Origin of the sequence: Methylobacterium brachiatum (assembly GCF_900113845.1) — a bacterium.
Lineage (GTDB): Bacteria > Pseudomonadota > Alphaproteobacteria > Rhizobiales > Beijerinckiaceae > Methylobacterium > Methylobacterium brachiatum.
This window is the reverse complement of the sequence record NZ_FOQW01000007.1, coordinates 280,057-296,248: the sequence shown is the minus strand read 5'-3', so window position 1 is coordinate 296,248 and position 16,192 is coordinate 280,057. Positions and strand designations below refer to the sequence as shown.

At 69.1% G+C, this 16,192-nt stretch carries 14 protein-coding genes; 9 read left to right on the top strand and 5 right to left on the bottom strand.

The features are described from left to right. Window positions 1-2 precede the first annotated feature (2 nt). Window positions 3-440 carry a GlcG/HbpS family heme-binding protein gene (locus tag BMZ47_RS11280; protein WP_091861962.1) on the bottom strand — a complete coding sequence of 146 codons (438 nt, stop codon included), beginning with the start codon at window positions 438-440 and terminating at the stop codon, window positions 3-5. 440 nt (window positions 441-880) lie between these two features. Here BMZ47_RS11280 and BMZ47_RS11275 point away from each other — a divergent pair, with 440 nt between their 5' ends. The 3 genes from BMZ47_RS11275 to BMZ47_RS11265 all read left to right on the top strand — a co-directional run bounded on the left by BMZ47_RS11275 (window position 881) and on the right by BMZ47_RS11265 (window position 3,697). Beyond that, window positions 881-1,780, top strand: coding sequence for an AEC family transporter (locus tag BMZ47_RS11275; protein WP_091861959.1), 900 nt, complete (start codon window positions 881-883; stop codon window positions 1,778-1,780). A gap of 141 nt (window positions 1,781-1,921) precedes the next feature. Then, window positions 1,922-2,890, top strand: a complete 969-nt coding sequence (locus tag BMZ47_RS11270; protein ID WP_244536792.1) for an alginate O-acetyltransferase AlgX-related protein — start codon at window positions 1,922-1,924, stop codon at window positions 2,888-2,890. 81 nt (window positions 2,891-2,971) lie between these two features. Beyond that, window positions 2,972-3,697: a dihydrofolate reductase family protein gene (locus BMZ47_RS11265; RefSeq protein ID WP_091861957.1), complete on the top strand. Its 726-nt coding sequence runs from the start codon at window positions 2,972-2,974 to the stop codon at window positions 3,695-3,697. Here the strand turns inward: BMZ47_RS11265 and BMZ47_RS11260 are convergent. Together BMZ47_RS11260 and BMZ47_RS11255 are read right to left on the bottom strand one after the other, a co-directional pair. Continuing rightward, window positions 3,675-4,709 (bottom strand): alpha/beta fold hydrolase, encoded by a 1,035-nt coding sequence (locus BMZ47_RS11260; protein WP_091861954.1) that lies wholly within the window; start codon window positions 4,707-4,709, stop codon window positions 3,675-3,677. The two genes, BMZ47_RS11265 and BMZ47_RS11260, sit on opposite strands and share 23 nt — an antisense overlap. Window positions 4,710-4,782: 73 nt before the next feature. Continuing rightward, window positions 4,783-5,847: a WcbI family polysaccharide biosynthesis putative acetyltransferase gene (locus tag BMZ47_RS11255; protein WP_007562129.1), complete on the bottom strand. Its 1,065-nt coding sequence runs from the start codon at window positions 5,845-5,847 to the stop codon at window positions 4,783-4,785. A 195-nt stretch (window positions 5,848-6,042) separates the two neighbouring features. Between BMZ47_RS11255 and BMZ47_RS11250 the strand changes: the two genes are divergently transcribed. Together BMZ47_RS11250 and BMZ47_RS11245 are read left to right on the top strand one after the other, a co-directional pair. After that, window positions 6,043-7,374 (top strand): MFS transporter, encoded by a 1,332-nt coding sequence (locus tag BMZ47_RS11250; RefSeq protein ID WP_091861951.1) that lies wholly within the window; start codon window positions 6,043-6,045, stop codon window positions 7,372-7,374. 852 nt (window positions 7,375-8,226) lie between these two features. Then, window positions 8,227-8,775 carry a hypothetical protein gene (locus BMZ47_RS11245; RefSeq protein WP_091861948.1) on the top strand — a complete coding sequence of 183 codons (549 nt, stop codon included), beginning with the start codon at window positions 8,227-8,229 and terminating at the stop codon, window positions 8,773-8,775. A 275-nt stretch (window positions 8,776-9,050) separates the two neighbouring features. On the opposite strand, the gene BMZ47_RS11240 is transcribed toward BMZ47_RS11245, so the two are convergent. After that, the gene (locus BMZ47_RS11240; protein ID WP_091862096.1) at window positions 9,051-10,916 is read right to left on the bottom strand and encodes an ABC-F family ATP-binding cassette domain-containing protein; all 1,866 of its coding nucleotides are present in this window, start codon (window positions 10,914-10,916) and stop codon (window positions 9,051-9,053) included. A 320-nt stretch (window positions 10,917-11,236) separates the two neighbouring features. Here BMZ47_RS11240 and BMZ47_RS11235 point away from each other — a divergent pair, with 320 nt between their 5' ends. Then, complete coding sequence (locus BMZ47_RS11235) at window positions 11,237-12,304, top strand: HD-GYP domain-containing protein (protein ID WP_091861945.1); 1,068 nt, start codon at window positions 11,237-11,239, stop codon at window positions 12,302-12,304. Between the two features lie 10 nt (window positions 12,305-12,314). Here the strand turns inward: BMZ47_RS11235 and BMZ47_RS11230 are convergent, their stop codons facing one another. Further along, window positions 12,315-13,226 carry a UDP-3-O-acyl-N-acetylglucosamine deacetylase gene (locus BMZ47_RS11230; protein WP_091861942.1) on the bottom strand — a complete coding sequence of 304 codons (912 nt, stop codon included), beginning with the start codon at window positions 13,224-13,226 and terminating at the stop codon, window positions 12,315-12,317. 246 nt (window positions 13,227-13,472) lie between these two features. On the opposite strand from BMZ47_RS11230, the gene BMZ47_RS11225 reads away from it, so the two are divergent. Genes BMZ47_RS11225 through BMZ47_RS11215 form a run of 3 tightly spaced genes read left to right on the top strand, consistent with a single transcriptional unit; the run spans window position 13,473 to window position 16,180 of the window. Next, the gene (locus BMZ47_RS11225; protein ID WP_007562140.1) at window positions 13,473-14,159 is read left to right on the top strand and encodes a Crp/Fnr family transcriptional regulator; all 687 of its coding nucleotides are present in this window, start codon (window positions 13,473-13,475) and stop codon (window positions 14,157-14,159) included. A gap of 4 nt (window positions 14,160-14,163) precedes the next feature. After that, the gene (locus BMZ47_RS11220; RefSeq protein ID WP_091861939.1) at window positions 14,164-15,213 is read left to right on the top strand and encodes an ABC transporter ATP-binding protein; all 1,050 of its coding nucleotides are present in this window, start codon (window positions 14,164-14,166) and stop codon (window positions 15,211-15,213) included. A gap of 52 nt (window positions 15,214-15,265) precedes the next feature. After that, a complete protein-coding gene (locus BMZ47_RS11215) occupies window positions 15,266-16,180 on the top strand; it encodes an ABC transporter permease (RefSeq protein WP_091861936.1) in 915 nt (304 codons plus the stop codon). The last annotated feature ends 12 nt before the right edge of the window (window positions 16,181-16,192 follow it).

The following is a 16,192-nucleotide window of genomic DNA, read 5'->3' as shown; positions in this document are numbered from 1 at the left end:
CCTCAGGCGCCGGTCTCGGGCACCAGGCCGGCCGCCTCGATCCCCGCCACCGCGCAGATCTCGTCGTTGTCGGAGGTGTCGCCGGAAATCCCGACTGCGCCGAGCAGCCGACCTTCGCGGGAGCGGATCAGCACGCCGCCGGGGACCGGCACGAGCGCGGCCGGGCCGGCGACGTGGCTCACCGCGGCGACGAAATAGGGCTGCGCTTCGGCCCGAGCATGGATCGCCCGGGAGCCGAGGCCCAAAGCCAGGGCGCCGTTGGCCTTGCCGCTGGCGATCTCGGCCCGGCGCAGCGATGTGCCGTCCTCGACGGCGACGGATTTGAGCGCGCCCCGGGCGTCGTAGACCACGACGGCCATCGGCTTCAGGCCGCGGGTCCGGGCTTCGCGCAGGGCGGTGTCCACGATGCTGCGGGCGGCCTCGAGCGTCAGGTCGATCATCGGATTCCACAGTCTGTCGCCGCTCCGGGCGGCACGCTCACGTTTAGAGGATCGGGATGGGGCCGGTCCACCATGCGGGCGGCACCCGGCTTTGAGCGGACCGCCGTCGCGGACCTCCGGCCGTCGCGTGAAACGGCCCGGTCTGGGCGGTGATCGCCGATCTTCGGGCTGAGAGCCGACGGCAGGCTGGGAGCCTGCGGGGGCGCAAAGTCGCGACACGGCGTGTCACGCGGTCAGGCCTCGACGTGATGCATAGGTCTCTGATCTTGTTGCTAGCGATTCGCGGTGAACGACGATGTCGAACTGCGCGCATCGATTTGAATAGCCGATAATACCGATAATATTCGGTCGTAGCCGTCAAAAATACAGCAAACCGCAAAAAATTAGAGCGATAGAAAATGTACGCAGCTGCACATTTGACCGGTGATCTTATCTCGCGAATGCTCCCGGCCTACGGCGCCATCGCCGCCGGGTTCTGCGTCGGCCGCCTGTCGGGCCGCGACTGGATCCGGCACCTCTCCAGCCTGCTGATGTACGTCCTGATCCCGCTGGTCGTGTTCAAGAACGCCTTGGCGCTGAACGTCGGCGCGGCGATCGGCAATGTCGCCCTGTCGATGGCCTTCAGCACTCTCATGGTGCTGTGCGCGGCTCTGATCGTGCCGCGCTGCAAGACCGACGTTCCCCGCCGCCTGGCGTTCTGCGCCTTCAGCTACACCAATATCGGCTGGTTCGGGATCCCGACCGGGCTGGCCCTGTTCGGCGCCGACAGCCTTCCGATCCTGGTGATGGCCTATGTCGGCGGGCTGATCTTCGGCAACACGGTGGGCTTCTACTTCGTGGCGCGCGACCGGTTCTCGGTTTCGACGAGCCTCTGGAAGGTCGCGACGACTCCGGCCCTGTATGCGTTCGGGGCCGGGCTTGCCGGTCAGGCGCTCGGATTGCGCGACCTGCTGCCGCCGGGCGCCGATGCACCGTTCCGTGTGGTGACCCTGCTGATGTCGGGTTGCGGCATGATGGTGGTCGGGCTGGGGGCCAGTCAGGTCCGCTTCACCGCCGCCGCGATCCGCGGAACGCTGCAGCTGGTGATCTGGCGCCACATCGCGTCAGTCTTCGCGATCATCGCCGTCATCGGCCTGTTCGCCGCTCTGGGAGCCCCCGTCGCGCCGGACAACCTCAACACCGTGCGCCTCCTCGGCCTCCTGCCGGTCGCGGGCAATGTCGTGGTCTTCGCGGCCCAATTGCGCAGCGACGTGGCGGCGGCATCCCTCATCGTCGCGCTCTCGACGGCGATCTCGACGATCACCGTCTTGTGCTGGGGCATCCTTCTCCACCTCGTGTAGGGAATCTCGGGTCCCGGTCCCGCCCGCGTCCCCGAAGAGACCGCCAAGCCGCCGCAGCGCCGTGTTTCCCGCTTGTGTCCGGCCCCGGCGGGCGGCATGTCTCGACGCCGCCGCAAGGCGTTCACGGGAGATGGCGGACCTTTGTCGCAGACAGGCGCGCGCGGTATCGCGGTCGGGCGGGACGGATGGCTCTTCTGGGTCGGCCGGACCAATGAGCTGGTCGATCTGTATGCGGATTCCCCGGCCTCTCGCCGCCTGCTGCGCCGCTGGGTAAGGCTGGTCGAAACCCGCGTCCGGCGGACGCGCGCGCTCGGCGCGACCTACGTCCACGCGATCGTGCCGGAGAAGATCGCGATCCATGCGGACACGCTGGACCGGCCGTTCCCGAACCTGGCCGACCCGCCCGGCCTGCGGCTCGGCCGGCTCCTCGCATCCGGAACGGAAGCCCGGCTGGTCGATCTCTACGGGCCCCTGCAGGCGGCGCGCGCCGAGGGGCCGGTCTATCTGCAGACCGACACGCACTGGAACCATCGGGGCTACATCGCCGCCTATCGGGCGCTCTGTGCCGCGCTCGGCGTCACCCCGGCCGAGCATGTTCTCGCGGCGACCGGCGAGACCGCGCGCTTCGTGTTCGACCTCGGCGGCAAGCTCAAGCCGCCGGTGGACGAAGCGTATTTCGCCCACGCCTTTCAACGCCGCGCGCAGCGCAGCGAGGCCAACGCGCTGGTCCAGCTGCGCGAGACCGGCCGCGTCGCCGGCCGAGGCGGCTTCTTCGTCGGGTCGCGCGCCGTGATGCGCAACCCCGAGGCTGCGGATCCAAGGCGCGTGGTCCTGTTCGGCGATTCCTACGTGTTCGACCAGGGACCGCGCCTCACCGCGATGCTGGCCGAGAGCTTTCGCGAGGTCCACGCGATCTGGTCCGCGGAGATCGACTGGGCCTACGTCGCCGCCGTGAAGCCCGACCTCGTCGTCTACGAGATCGCCGAGCGCTTCCTGCGGCGCGTGCCGACCGACCGGTTCTCCGTCGATGCCTTCGCCGAGCGTCGGGTGCGGCGGGAATTGAACCCCACCCTCATCGACCGGCTGCGCGCCCGCCTGTGGCTGCGGTGACATTCCGGATCCACCCTCGCGCGTTGCCGGACGGCGTCTCGCCCCTATCGTTTCGGCCGGACCCACCATCCGGAATTAATCATGGCCGACGCACAGCGCCCCTACGTCATCTGCCACATGACCACCTCAGTCGACGGCCGGATCAAGGTCCGCCGCTGGAAGACCCTCGTCGCTGACAGCCCCTACGAACGCGTCCACGGCGAACTGAACGGCGACGCCTGGATGTGCGGGCGGGTCACCATGCAGGGCTATGCCGACAGCGCTGCTCCGCTGCCGGAGCCGGTCGGTGACGACGCGAACCCGGTTCCGCGGAATGACCACGTCGCGAAGAGCGATGCGTCAGGCTACGCCGTGGCCCTCGACGCGCAGGGGCGCCTGGATTGGGGCGCGCGAAACGACATCGAGGGCGATCACGTCGTGGTCGTGCTCACGGAATCCGTGCCGGACGCGCATCTGCGGGCGCTCCGAGCCGGCGGCCAATCCTACCTGTTCGCGGGCGAGAAGACGGTCGATTTCGCGCTGGCGCTGGCCAAGCTGCGCGCGCTGTTCGGGATCGAGCGGCTTCTGGTCGAGGGCGGCGGCCGCATCAACGGCTCGATGCTGAGGGCCGGCGTCATCGACGAACTGAGCCTGCTGCTCGCGCCTGCCGTCGACGGCGTCTCCGGCACGCCGGCCCTGTTCGACTTCCCCGGGGAGGAGGCCGATTCCATGGGTGGCCGGTGCAAGCTCGCTCTGACGTCCTGCGAGCCCTTGCCGGGGGGCGTCGTGTGGCTACGCTACCGGATCACGCCTGTGGCCGGGGCGTGACCGGGCTCAGGCCCTCCAGGAACGCGTCGTAATCCGCGGTGACGTCGTCCAGCCGCTCGAAATGCGGAAACGCGCCCGTCGGCAGGCTGAAGACGCGCCAGTTCGGCCGGCCGGCGACTCGGGGCGCCAACCGGTAATCAACGAAGTCGCCGCGGCGTCCGTGCACCATCCAGACCAGCAGGCGCAGCTCTTCGTAGAGCCGCGTCGTATCCGTCGGGAACAGGTGGCCGGCGATGAAGCAATAGGGGGCATGCTCGGCGCCGGGCTGGTGCGCCGAGGCATGGTCGTAGGCGAACAGGCCTTCGTCGATGTCCTTTGAGCCGAACGTCTTCTGCAGGAAGAAGCGCATGCTCGGCCGCGAGGCCAGGGCGTCGAACAGCGGCCGGCCGAAGGGCGGCCGGTCGAGCAGATTGCGGAGGGCGTCGCGGCCGCGGTGACTGTCCGGCGGCCCCTCGCCGGACAGCCGCGCGTCGAAACCCGTCGGGCTGATCAGGCCGAGGCTGCGGTAGTCGTCCGGCCGCTCCACGGCGGCACGAGCCAGGTAGGAGCACGACAGCGACAGCGCCATGGCGTCGATCGCGCTGCCTCGATGCCGGCTGCGGATCTCGGCGACAGCCGCATGGATCGCCTCGACCATCAGGCGCGGCGTGTAGCGCCGGCGCGAGCGTTCGGAGAAGCCGAAGCCCGGCAGGTCGAGGGCATAGGCTGGACGCGACTCTCGATAATGCTTGTAGAGCGGGCGGACCTCATAGGCGTTCGCAGCCGCGTTGATCGAGTGGATCAGGAGCAGCGGCACGCCCTCCTGCTCGCGCGAACCGTAGAGCGCGATTGCGCCGGCACGCTCGGTCGCGAGCGTCTCGAGCCGGCCGGGCAGGGCGGGGGGCAGGTCCATGCGGCGGTTCACGGCGAACCGGCTCCACCCGACCAGGCCGGCGGCCGAGCCGAGGAAGGTCAGGAAAGCCGCGATCCCGTAGGAACCGGCGCGACCCTTCTCGCGGGGTTGACGGCTCATCGGGCTCCAAACCTCGGTAGATCCCGGCCCGGACAGCGCGAGGCGCCCGAAGAGGGGAGAATGTGCCGTCGTATCAGGATGTATGGCCGGCCAGGCTGCCCGAAGCCAGGGCGGGTACCCGTTCGGCCGGGCGGATCGGGCTGATCTCTCGACCCGCCGCCTCGCGGAAGAACTCCACCGTGGCCGGATCGTTGCGCCAGCCCTGGACCCGCTGCGAAACCAGGGCCTCGCGCGGGCGCCGGTCGTAATTCGCATAGGCCGCGGCCACGAATTCCGCCCGGGTCATGGTGCGTGCGGGGCCCGAGCGGCGCGTCTCGGCCTTGAAGAACAGGGCGCTTCCGGGAACGCCGTAATGCGCGGCGATCTCGGGATAGACCGGCCAGCTGCCCTGGCCGCCGAGATCGTCGGGCACGAACGCGTCGAGGTCGCATTCGGGATAGGGCACGCCGGACTTGGTCAGGAGCCCGCGGGCGAGATCGGCCACCACGTACAGCTTCGTGTGGTTGATCGAGTGCATGAAGCAGCCCCGCCGCGCCCAGCGCGTCAGGTGCGTGTCGAGATCGTACTGCGCCTGGGCGCCGAGCCCGCGCAGGTAGGAGACCGACTCGTTCCAGAGGTCGAAATAGCCCAGGCGCTCGAAGACCGGCTCCGCGAACAGGCGCAGAGCCTGCGCCTGCGAGAAGCCCGCCAGATAGGCGTAGAGCGTGATCGCCGAGTGGGAATGCCCCATCGGCCCCGAGATGAGGCCGTTGAGCGAGACGGCATCCTGCACGCCGACATGGATCAGGTCGGGATGGTAGGCGCCGAACACGATGGTCGGGATCAGCCGGACCTTCGGGTGGGTCCGGAAACGGTCGATCGTGCCGCCGTCCTTGAACCGCGGCAGGTAGATGCTGGAATAGACGTGATCGTAGCCGTCGGCATGCGCCATCAGGTCGACGAGCTTCGGGAAGCGGCGGTTCGCCGTGAAGGCCGAGACGAAATCCACCTGCGCGTCCGGCAGAAGGTATCGCAGCACCTTCGCCATGGAGCCCGCCTGGCAGACTCCGACCACCAGGATGCGGGGCGAGCCCGTCCGCTTCTTCCCGATCTGCGCGAGCCGGTGCCGCACGCGCCAAAGGCTATCGACCGTCAACATGCGGCTTCTCTCGCATGTCCGCGATCCGCGGGCAAACCGCGCCGGCAGGGATCAGGCCGCTATTGGCGCGTATCGCCCGCCGCCGACCCAGTGCGATGACCGACTATGACAGTCGAGCGAAGTTGTCGTGTTTCAGGACTGGTGACTGGGGCGCCGCTCCTCCATGCCGGAATCGATCGAGCCCGGAGGATTACGATGGCCCCCACGAACGTGCCGGATGCGGTGCCGGAGATCGAGCGGGCGACGTTGCGCAGGGTCACCTGGCGGATCCTGCCGTTCCTGATGCTCGCTTACTTCATCGCGTTCGTGGACCGGGTGAATGCCGGCTTCGCCGCGTTGCAGATGAACCACGATATCGGCCTGTCGGCAGCGCAGTTCGGGCTGGGCGGCGGCCTGTTCTACGTGTCCTACGTGCTGTGCGAGGTGCCCAGCAACCTCGCCATGGAGCGGTTCGGCGCCCGGATCTGGATCGCCCGGATCATGATCACCTGGGGCCTTGTCTCGGCCGCCATGGCCTTCGTGGTCGGGCCCGTCTCGTTCTACGCGGTGCGGTTGCTGCTCGGCGCTGCCGAGGCGGGCTTCTTTCCCGGCGTGATCCTCTATCTGACCTACTGGTTCCCCCGCGCCTATCGGGGGCGGATCGTGGCCGTGTTCATGGTGGCGATCCCGATCTCGAGCTTCCTCGGCTCGCCGATCTCGGCCGCGATCCTCAACACCGACGGGATGCTCGGCTTCCGCGGCTGGCAGTGGCTGTTCATCCTCGAAGCGCTCCCGGCCGTGCTGCTCGGCGTCATCGCGTTCGCGATCCTGCCCGACGAGCCCGCTCAGGCACGCTGGCTCGCCCCGCAGCAGCGCGCCTGGCTTCAGGATCGTCTGTCCGCCGAGCGCGCCTCGGTGGTCGACGGCCAGGCGGCGCCGGCCCGGCACCTCTCGGTCTGGCAGGTGATGCGCAACCGCTACGTGCTGGCCGCCTCGCTCATCTATGCAGGTGCCTCGGGCGCCAGCCAGTGCCTGTCGCTCTGGCAGCCGCAGATCATCAAATCCTTCGGGCTGACGAACCTGGAGACTGGGTTGCTGAACTCGGTCCCGTTCGGGATCGCCTCGGTGCTGATGATCCTCTGGGGCCGCTCCTCGGACCGGAAGCGCGAGCGGGTCTGGCACACGGCGCTACCCCTCGGCCTGCTGGCGCTGAGCCTTGCGGCCTCGATCGCCACCGCGCAGCTGCTGCCGACGATCCTGATCCTGTGCCTCGCCGTTACCGCGACCTACACCGTGAAGGGCCCGTTCTGGGCGCTCTCGACCGAATGGCTCTCGGCCGGCGCGGCGGCCGCCGGGATCGCGCAGATCAACGCCATCGGCAACATCGGCGGATTCGTCGGCACCTACCTGCTCGGTGTGATCAAGGACGCGACCGGTAGCTACCCGCTGGGCTTGCTGCCGCTCGTGATCCTCTCGGGGTTGGGCTGCCTTCTGGTTATCGGCCTCGGGCGGGGCCGCGCCCAGGCCGCCGCGCCGGCGCGCGCGTGAGGCCGTCGGCGATTCGCTAGCGGGGCCGCCGCTGCGTCGGCGTCAACCCCCGAAAAAGCTCCGTCCGATCGCGATTCGCCGCTCCCACGGGGCCGGCGACTCGCCGCAGTGTGAAATTCTTGTGGCATCGCGGCACTTTACGACACAGTGGAGATGCCGCGCCAATTGCCCGATGTGATCAATATCGTCCGATCTGCCCAATGATGAAGCGCCGTCAGCGTTCCTTCTAACCAACGGGCAGAATATCGGCCTCACCTGTCAGTAAGTTTTCGTGTCAGTTGCTTGGCCGCCAAGCGTGTTGACAGATCAAGGCCATAATGGGTTTATTCCGAAGCCCGGAGTATGACACGCCGGGTCAAGCTCTTCCCGGCCATGATAGCCTTCGGAAGAGACGGCTCACGTTGCGTGGGCGCTAAATTTTCAAAATTGATAAAGTCGGCTTTGTAAGTCTGCTGCATTGCAAATACCGATGCATGTTCGCCGCTTTGGCTCCATGTGTTGACGTGTGCGCAGTATTTCGGATGTCGAACTGGAGCGCTGCCAGCCGATGTGGCTGGCAGCGTGGCAAGCCTATCCAAAGCTCTGAATGAGTCGTGCTCGAAGTCCGGGAGGAAGATAACGCCACGCCGTCAGTCTGTGGATTCGGCATGTCGTAGCGATGATTGCCGGAAGCGGCATCTGACGAAGACCAGATGGACGGATGGAATTCGTCGAGGTTCGAACTGATGTGGAATGGCGTGGAGCCAATCGAGCGGAGTGCGTAAGATGTTCGCTGTGAGTCCTGTAGCGCCGTCCCCTGTGGCTGTAGTTACGGCGCAACAGGTTGATACGCCGGAGCGGGTCGCTGCGGTAATGGCCAGTGCGCTCCCCGCGCCCGCTGCGCTGGATCCCCGGTCGACCCACGCCCTCTCGACGCAGACGGCGGATGCCGTCCTGTCCCTCATCCAGACGAGTGCGCCCGCCCCGGAGATGATGGCGCCGTTCCCGCGCTGGGGGGAGCGCACGCAGGTCGGGAGCGGCCCAGCTCCCCTGCCGCCCGCGCTCGCCGGCGATTCAGGCGCGGTTGTCAGTGCGGACGAGGCGGTCGCTGCGAGTTCGCAGGGGCAGGGCGGTGGGGCGAATGCTGCGGGTCCGTCGGACCCGAACGCCGCAGCTCTCGAGACCAAGGCGATCCGCTGCGTCGAGGAGGCGGCGAAGTGGGATGCGTATCTCTACAGCATCACCCATGCCGACAGCAGCCTGATGAGCGCGATCAGCTTCTATCTGATGTGCAACAACACGCATTATCAGGACTTCAAGTCCGCGCATCCGAGTATGGACATTCACTGGATCAACGTCGACAACAAGAAGATTGTTTCGGTTTGGCCCAAGATAACGGATCAGTGGTTCGCGCCGCGGTAAGACCCGCTGTCGGCGCGGGTCGGGCCTGTCGCGAGCGGCGTCGGCGGATTGAGGCGATGGCTTTCGGAGCTTGATCCGTGAGCGGTGGCCGGCCGGGTTGCCCGGCGCCAACCGCCATGGGCGCCCGCGATCCGCTTCGCCGCGGTTGAGATCGCGGATCTTTGCCATGCGCGCGGGCGCCTGTTCCCGCATGCATGGCGCGGCCTCGGCCCTGACTGTTCTGAGATCAGTCCGGGAGCGGACGTCCCGGCGCGTCCGCGAAGCATGCGCTCAGGTTAAGCCGCCTCGATCTCGGCGCTCACATTCAGCCATTCCTCCTCGGCGGCGGCCAGCGCGCTGGCGGCGTCCGCACGCATCTTGGCGATCTCGCCGGCCTTGGCGGCGTTCTCCCGGAAGGCCGTGCCGTCCTCCAGCGCGGCGTCGATCTTCTGGATCGCCGCGGTGAGCTTGGCCATCCGCGCCTCGATCGCCTCCAGGCGCTTGCGCAGCGGTGCGAGGGCCGCCCGGCGCTCGACCCCGGCGCGGCGCGCCTCGGCCTTCTGGCCGCCCGCGGGTTCGGCGTCCCGCTCGTCCTCGCGGTCGGGGCCGGACAGGACGAACCGTCGGTAATCGTCCATGTCGCCGTCGAAGGTTTTCACGGTGCCGTCGGCCACCAGCCAGAGCCGGTCCGCGCAGGCCTCGACCAGGAACCGGTCGTGGCTCACCAGGATGACGGCGCCCTCGTAGTCGTTGATCGCCTCCACCAGGGCCTGGCGGCTCTCGATGTCGAGGTGGTTGGTCGGCTCGTCGAGGATCAGCAGGTGCGGGCCGTGGAAGGCCGCAAGACCCATGAGCAGCCGTGCCTTCTCACCACCCGAAAGCTTCTCCACCGGCGTGTCGGCCTTGTTGGCGCCGAACCCGAGCCGAGCGGTGGCGGAGCGCACCTTCGCCTCCGGCACGTCCGGCATCAGGGTGCGGACATGCGCGTAGGCGCTCTCGGCGGGGCGCAATTCGTCGAGCTGGTGCTGGGCGAAATACGCCACCTCCATCTTGGAGGACCGCCGGACCTCGCCGGCGATCGGACCGAGGCGGCCGCCGATCAGCTTGCAGAAGGTCGACTTGCCGTTGCCGTTGGCGCCGAGCAGCGCCACCCGGTCGTCGGGCGCCAAGCTGAGGTCGAGACCGGTCAGCACGACCCGGTCGCCGTAGCCGGCCTTGACCCGCTCCATCGAGACGATCGGCGGCGACAGCGGCTTTTCCGGGCTCGGCAGGTGGATCACCGGCACGTCGTCCTCGATCAGCGCCGCGATCGGCTCCATCTTGGCCAGCCGCTTCACGCGCGACTGGGCCTGACGGGCCTTGGTCGCCTTCGCCTTGAACCGGTCGATGAAGCTCTGAAGATGCGCCCGCTCGGCATCCTGCTTCACCTTGGCCTTGGCGAGCAGCATGCGCTTCTCGGAGAGCTGCTTGGCGAAGCTGGTATAGCCGCCGCGGTAGATCGTGAGCTTGCCCCGGTCGAGATGCAGGATGTGGTCGACGCTGGTGTCGAGCAGGTCGCGGTCGTGGCTGATGATGATCGCGGTGCGCGGGTAGCGCTCGAGATAATCGTAGAGCCAGAGCGTCCCCTCGATGTCGAGGTAGTTGGTCGGCTCGTCGAGGAGCAGCAGGTCGGGCTCGGAGAACAGCACGGCGGCGAGCGCCACGCGCATCCGCCAGCCGCCGGAGAAGTCCGAGCAGGGCCGGGCCTGCGCGGCCGCGTCGAAGCCCAGACCGTGCAGGATCGCGGCGGCGCGCGCCGGCGCCGAATGCGCGCCGATATCGACGAGCCGGGTCTCGATTTCGGCGCGCCGCAGGCCGTCGGCGTGCTCGGCCTCCGCCATCAGCCGGGACCGCTCGGTATCGGCCGCGAGGACCACGGCGTGCAGGGTTTCCGGGCCGGCCGGCGCTTCCTGGGCGACCGCGCCGATCCGCATGCCCTTGGGCAGGGAAACGGATTTCGCGTCGACCGGCAGGTCGCCGAGGATCGCCTTGAACAGCGTGGTCTTGCCGGCCCCGTTGCGCCCGACGAGGCCCACCCGCGCGCCCTCGGGAATCGAGAAATTCGCGGAATCGAGGATCAGGCGATCGCCGATGCGGTAGGTGAGGTCATGGACGCGCAGCATGGCGGCGTTCTGGCGGTCCAGGCGCGGGGAGGCAAGCGCCGTGTCGGGCCCGTCATCCCGGCACCCGTTCGGCAATCGGCCCAGGGCCGGTATCTTTATTACCGCGCTAAAATGCCGATGCGCCGACAGTCGCTTTAACGGAATCGCATCACTCCGGGTCGATTGTTCGGCTTGTCTCTGACGCCTGTGCGGCGGACACTGGTCGTGCCGCGCGATGACGGGCTCCGGAAAATTCGACGTTCGCAGGTGCCGGGCATCGCAGCCAAGGCTGGTTCGCCGGTTGGTACGCCCCACGGAGGACGTGTGATGGGAGAGGCGTTTTGGGTCGGACCGTGATCCTGACCGACGATCTCGGCCGCGGCGAGCGCCTGGTGCGCAATCTCGGGGGCGGTCCGAGCCTCGTCCTCCACGATCTCTACGGCGATGCCGAGCCGCCTGGGGACGTCGAACTGGTGATCAGCGACGTCGGCGCGCTGACCTCCGACGCCATGCTCCGTCTGCGCCGGACGCTGGCCGTCACGCGCAAGAGCGCGACGCCGTTCCTCGCGCTGATCCACGGCAATCTGGGCCGCGGCGAGATCCAGGCGACCGCCCTCGGGGCCACGCGCGTGATGCCGGCGGCGACGGCGACCGCGATGCTCGCCAAGGCGATCGCCGCGTTGAGCACGCCCCTCCGCGAACCCGACGAATCCGTCGACCTGCGGCGCTGCGCCGACGAGGCCCGGTCCGCCTTCGCGGCGATCTTTCGTGCCGACGCGGCGCCCCCGCCCGAAATCGTCGATGCCGGCACCACCATCGTCAACCGGGCGATCCGCGAATCGAAGGTCCGCGACTGGCTGAACGTCGTTGCGGGCTTCGACGACGTGACCCATCGGCATTGTTTGGCGGTCGCCGGCTTGGCCGCGGCCTTCGCCCGGAGCCTCGGCCTCAACGACGCCGACGCCCATCACCTCACCAAGGGCGCGCTCCTGCACGACATCGGCAAGGCGCGGATCCCGCTCGCAATCCTGAACAAGCCGGCGCCGCTCACCCCCGCGGAGCGCGTGGAGATGGACCGACATCCGGCGATCGGCCACGCCATGCTGCTCGACGGCGGCTACGAGGCCGGAACCCTCGCGGTCGTGCGCTCGCACCACGAATATCTCGACGGGTCCGGCTATCCGGACGGGCTGCGGGGCGCCGAGATCCCGGACCTCGTCCGGCTGATAACGATCTGCGATATCTTCGCGGCGCTGATCGAGGCCCGCCCCTACAAGGCGCCGAAGCCGATCCGCGAGGCCTACGCGATCCTCGAGAAGATGGGCCCCAAGCTCGATGCCGATCTCGTCCGCGCGTTCCGGCAGGTCGCCGTCGCGTGCGAGCAGCCGAACCTTCGCGTTCCGGCCTGAACCGGCGCCGTCAGACCAGCTCCCAGGCGCTGCGCTCGCGCATCAGCGCCCCGACCAGCGCGTGATTCAGCTCGTGCCCGGTGTGGAAGGCGGACACGCGGCCTTCGACCGGATGCCCCGCCAGCAGCAGGTCGCCGACCAGGTCGAGGATCCGGTGACGGACCGGCTCTTCCGGAACGCGCATCCCGCCGAGCACGCGCCCGCGCCAGAGGAGCGCCGCCGAGCGCGGCGAGACCCCCTGCAGGAAGTCGCGTCCCGTGGCGCAGCCGTAGGCGCGACCGGCCATGGCCCGGACATACCGGCCGAAGCTGCGCGAGGGCGCGATCTCCCGCGCGAAGCTCTCGGGCGTGATCGCGCCGGACCAGTCGAGCGAGCCGAAATGGGCGAGCGAGACATGCCCGGTGACGTGCAGGCCCGTGCCCGGTTCGATCTGGAGCCGGCGTCGCCCATCCTCGACCGCCACCATGCGGCGGATCCGCAGCACCCGGCAGGGGGCGGGTTGCTCGACGCGGCCGACCCCTCGGATCGCGTCGCACCAGGGGATCGCGCTGCCGTCGAAGATCGGCAGCTCGTCGGCGTCGATCTCGGCCAGCACGTTGTCGACCTTCAGCGCGTGCAGGGACGCCATTAGGTGCTCGATCGTGCGGACCAGCGCCCCCTCGCGCTGGATCGCGGCGGAGAGCGGCTGCGAGACCCGATAGGGCCAGAGGGCCGGCACGTCGATCGTTTGCCCAGTCTTCAGGCGACGACGGAAGACGATACCGTGGCCGGCCGGCGCCGGGCAGACCCGAACGGTGGCATAGCGGCCCGAGTGCAGGCTGTGGCCCGAGCGCTCGAACGCATCGGCCAATGTCGCCTGGCACCGGCCGATCGGCGTGACCGTGCCGAAGTTCAAACCTGTGATGGTGAAATCTTGGTGCATCGGGAATCGTCGGGCGCCGCAGCGCGGGAAATTATCCCTCTTCACCGATCCACGCTAATAAACTCCTGTTCAGCCAAGCGCGGCTTGACCGGCCCGCGCGTGACCGTCACGATCAAATCCGCCTCATCGATCGAGCGCGGCCGGATCGGTGCGCTGCTCCGAGATGCGGGTGACTCCCGTCCCCAGAGTTGCTGGTCGGCCCCCGTCAGGGCAGGGACGGAGGCCGGGGCCGAAGGGACAGGATCGATGGCGCGGTTGGGGACGATACCCTTCTTCAAGGATCCGGGCATTGAGCTCGGTCCGTTCGAGACCCGCTGCCATTGGCGCCGCTTCGACGAGAACGAGGTGTTGGTCGACTTCGACGACATCTCCACGGACGTCTACTTCATCGCGTCGGGCGAAGTGCGCATCCTCAACCGGACCCAGTCCGGCAAGGAGGTGATCCTCGGCGAGATGCGCGGCGGGGCCTTCTTCGGCGAGCTCGCCGCCATCGACGGGATCGGCCGTTCGGCCAACGTCACGGCCCTGACCCGCGGCGAGGTCTGCGTCGTCCCGGCCGCGGTGTTCCGGCAGATGGTGTTCGCCTCCGAGGCGATCGCCGACCGGCTGTTCCGGCTGCTCGCCAAGCGCGTGCGCGAACTCAACACCCGGCTGATGGAGCACGCGCTGCTCGACCTGAAGCACCGGCTCTACGCCGAGCTGCTGCGCCTCTCGGTGCCGCGGTCGGGCACGTCCGGCGAGCGGGTCGTGTCGCCGCCGCCCTATCACCACGTCCTGGCCGCCCGGATCGGCTGCCGCCGCGAGCAGGTCACCCGCGAATTCACCGCCATGGCGGCTGAGGGGCTGGTCGACCGCACCCGTGGGGCCCTGGTCCTGCGCCGGCCCGACCTGCTCGAGGCCCGCGTGGCCGAGGCGCTGCGCGAGGATTCCTGACGTCTTGCCGGACGCACCCGCGCTGCGCCTGGACAACCTCGCCAAACGCTTCGGCACCCATGTCGCCGTCGATGCGGTGACGCTCGCGCTGAAGCCGGGGGAGTTCTTCTGCCTGCTCGGGCCGTCCGGCTGCGGGAAGAGCACGCTGCTGCGCATGATCGCCGGCTTCGAGACGCCCAGCTCGGGCCATGTCCGCCTCGGTGAGCAGGACCTCACCGCCCTGCCGCCCCATCGGCGGCCGGTGAACATGATGTTCCAGTCCTACGCCCTGTTCCCGCATATGAGCGTGGCCGGGAATGTCGGCTACGGCCTGAAGGGTCTGGGCCGGGCCGCCGCATCCGCCCGGGTGACCGATCTTCTGCGCCTCGTCCAGCTCGAGGGCTTCGGGGATCGTCGGCCCGACACGCTTTCGGGCGGGCAGCGCCAGCGGGTGGCGCTCGCCCGGGCGCTCGCCCGCGAGCCGAAGCTGCTCCTGCTGGACGAGCCCCTCGGCGCCCTCGACCGCGGCCTCCGCGAGGAGACCCAGGCCGAGTTGCGCGCCGTCCAGCGCCGCCTCGGTACCGCCTTCGTGGTCGTGACCCACGACCCCGACGAGGCGATGATGCTGGCCGACCGCATCGGCGTCATGGAGGGCGGCCGCCTCGCGCAGGTCGGGACGCCCGCCGACCTGTACCGCCGCCCGGCCAGCCGGTTCGTGGCGGGCCTGCTCGGCGACGTGAACCTCATTGCCGGCCGCCTCGGTTCGGCCGAGGCCGGCGAAACCCGCGCGGTGCAGACCGCGCACGGGATCGTCCGCGGTTCCGCGACGGGGCTGCCGGAGGGCACCGCGGTCGTCGTCGCGGTGCGCCCGGACGACATCGTCCTCGGCACCGAAGGCCTTCCGGTCACGATCGCCGATTCGGTGTTCCTCGGGGACCGATTGCGTCGGACCCTGCGCCTGCCCGACGGCACCGTGCTGCGGTCGAGCGGACGACCGGGTGACGCGCAGGATCCCGCGGGCTCGGACATCCGCCTCGGCTTCGCCCCCGCCGACGCCGTGATCCTGCCGGCATGACGCGGCCGGCACGCACGGATCGCGTCATGGCCGGCTCCGATGGGCGGCGGCCATGAGGGCAGGGGCGCCGGGGCGCCTGTTCGACCGGCTCGTGCGCCTGCCGCCGCTGCTCTGGCTGGCGGCCTTCTTCCTGCTGCCTTTCGCGATCACCCTGAAGATCAGCCTGTCGGAGCCGGCGACCGCAATCCCGCCCTACCTGCCGGTGCTCGATTGGCAGGGCGGCCTCGAGGGCTGGTCGGCCTTTCTCGAGGCGCTGAACTTCGACAACTACGCGACGCTGGCCTCCGACGCGCTCTACCGCGACGCGGCCCTCGGCTCGCTCGCCTACGCGGCGGCCGCCAGCCTGATCCTGGTGGCCCTCGGTACGCCACTCGCCTACGCGCTGGCCCGGGCTCCGGCCCGCTGGCAGCCGCTCCTCGTCGCCCTCGTGGTCGTCCCGTTCTGGACGAGCTTCCTGATCCGGGTCTACGCCTGGATCGCGATCCTCAAGCCGGAGGGCCTGCTGAACCTCGTCCTGCTCCGGTCGGGCCTGATCGCGAAGCCGGTGATCATCCTCAACACCGACGCGGCGGTGATCGTCGGGCTGGTCTACGCCTACCTGCCCTTCATGGTCCTGCCGCTCTACGCGGTGATGAACCGTCTCGACCCGGCGCTGCGCGAGGCCGCGGCGGATCTCGGCGCCTCGCCGACCCGGGTGTTCTGGACCGTCACCCTGCCGCTCAGCCTGCCCGGGATCGCGGCCGGCGCCGGCCTCTGCTTCATCCCCATGGTCGGCGAGTTCGTGATCCCGGACCTGCTCGGCGGCTCAGAGACCCTGATGCTCGGCCGCGTGCTGTGGAGCGAGTTCTTCTCGAACCGCGACTGGCCGCTCGCTTCCGCGGTGGCGGTGCTGATCCTCGCCCTCATCATCGGCCCGGTGGTGCTGTTCCGCGACAGCCTGCGCGCCGGCGAGGAGGGCCGCCCGTGACCTGGGTGACCC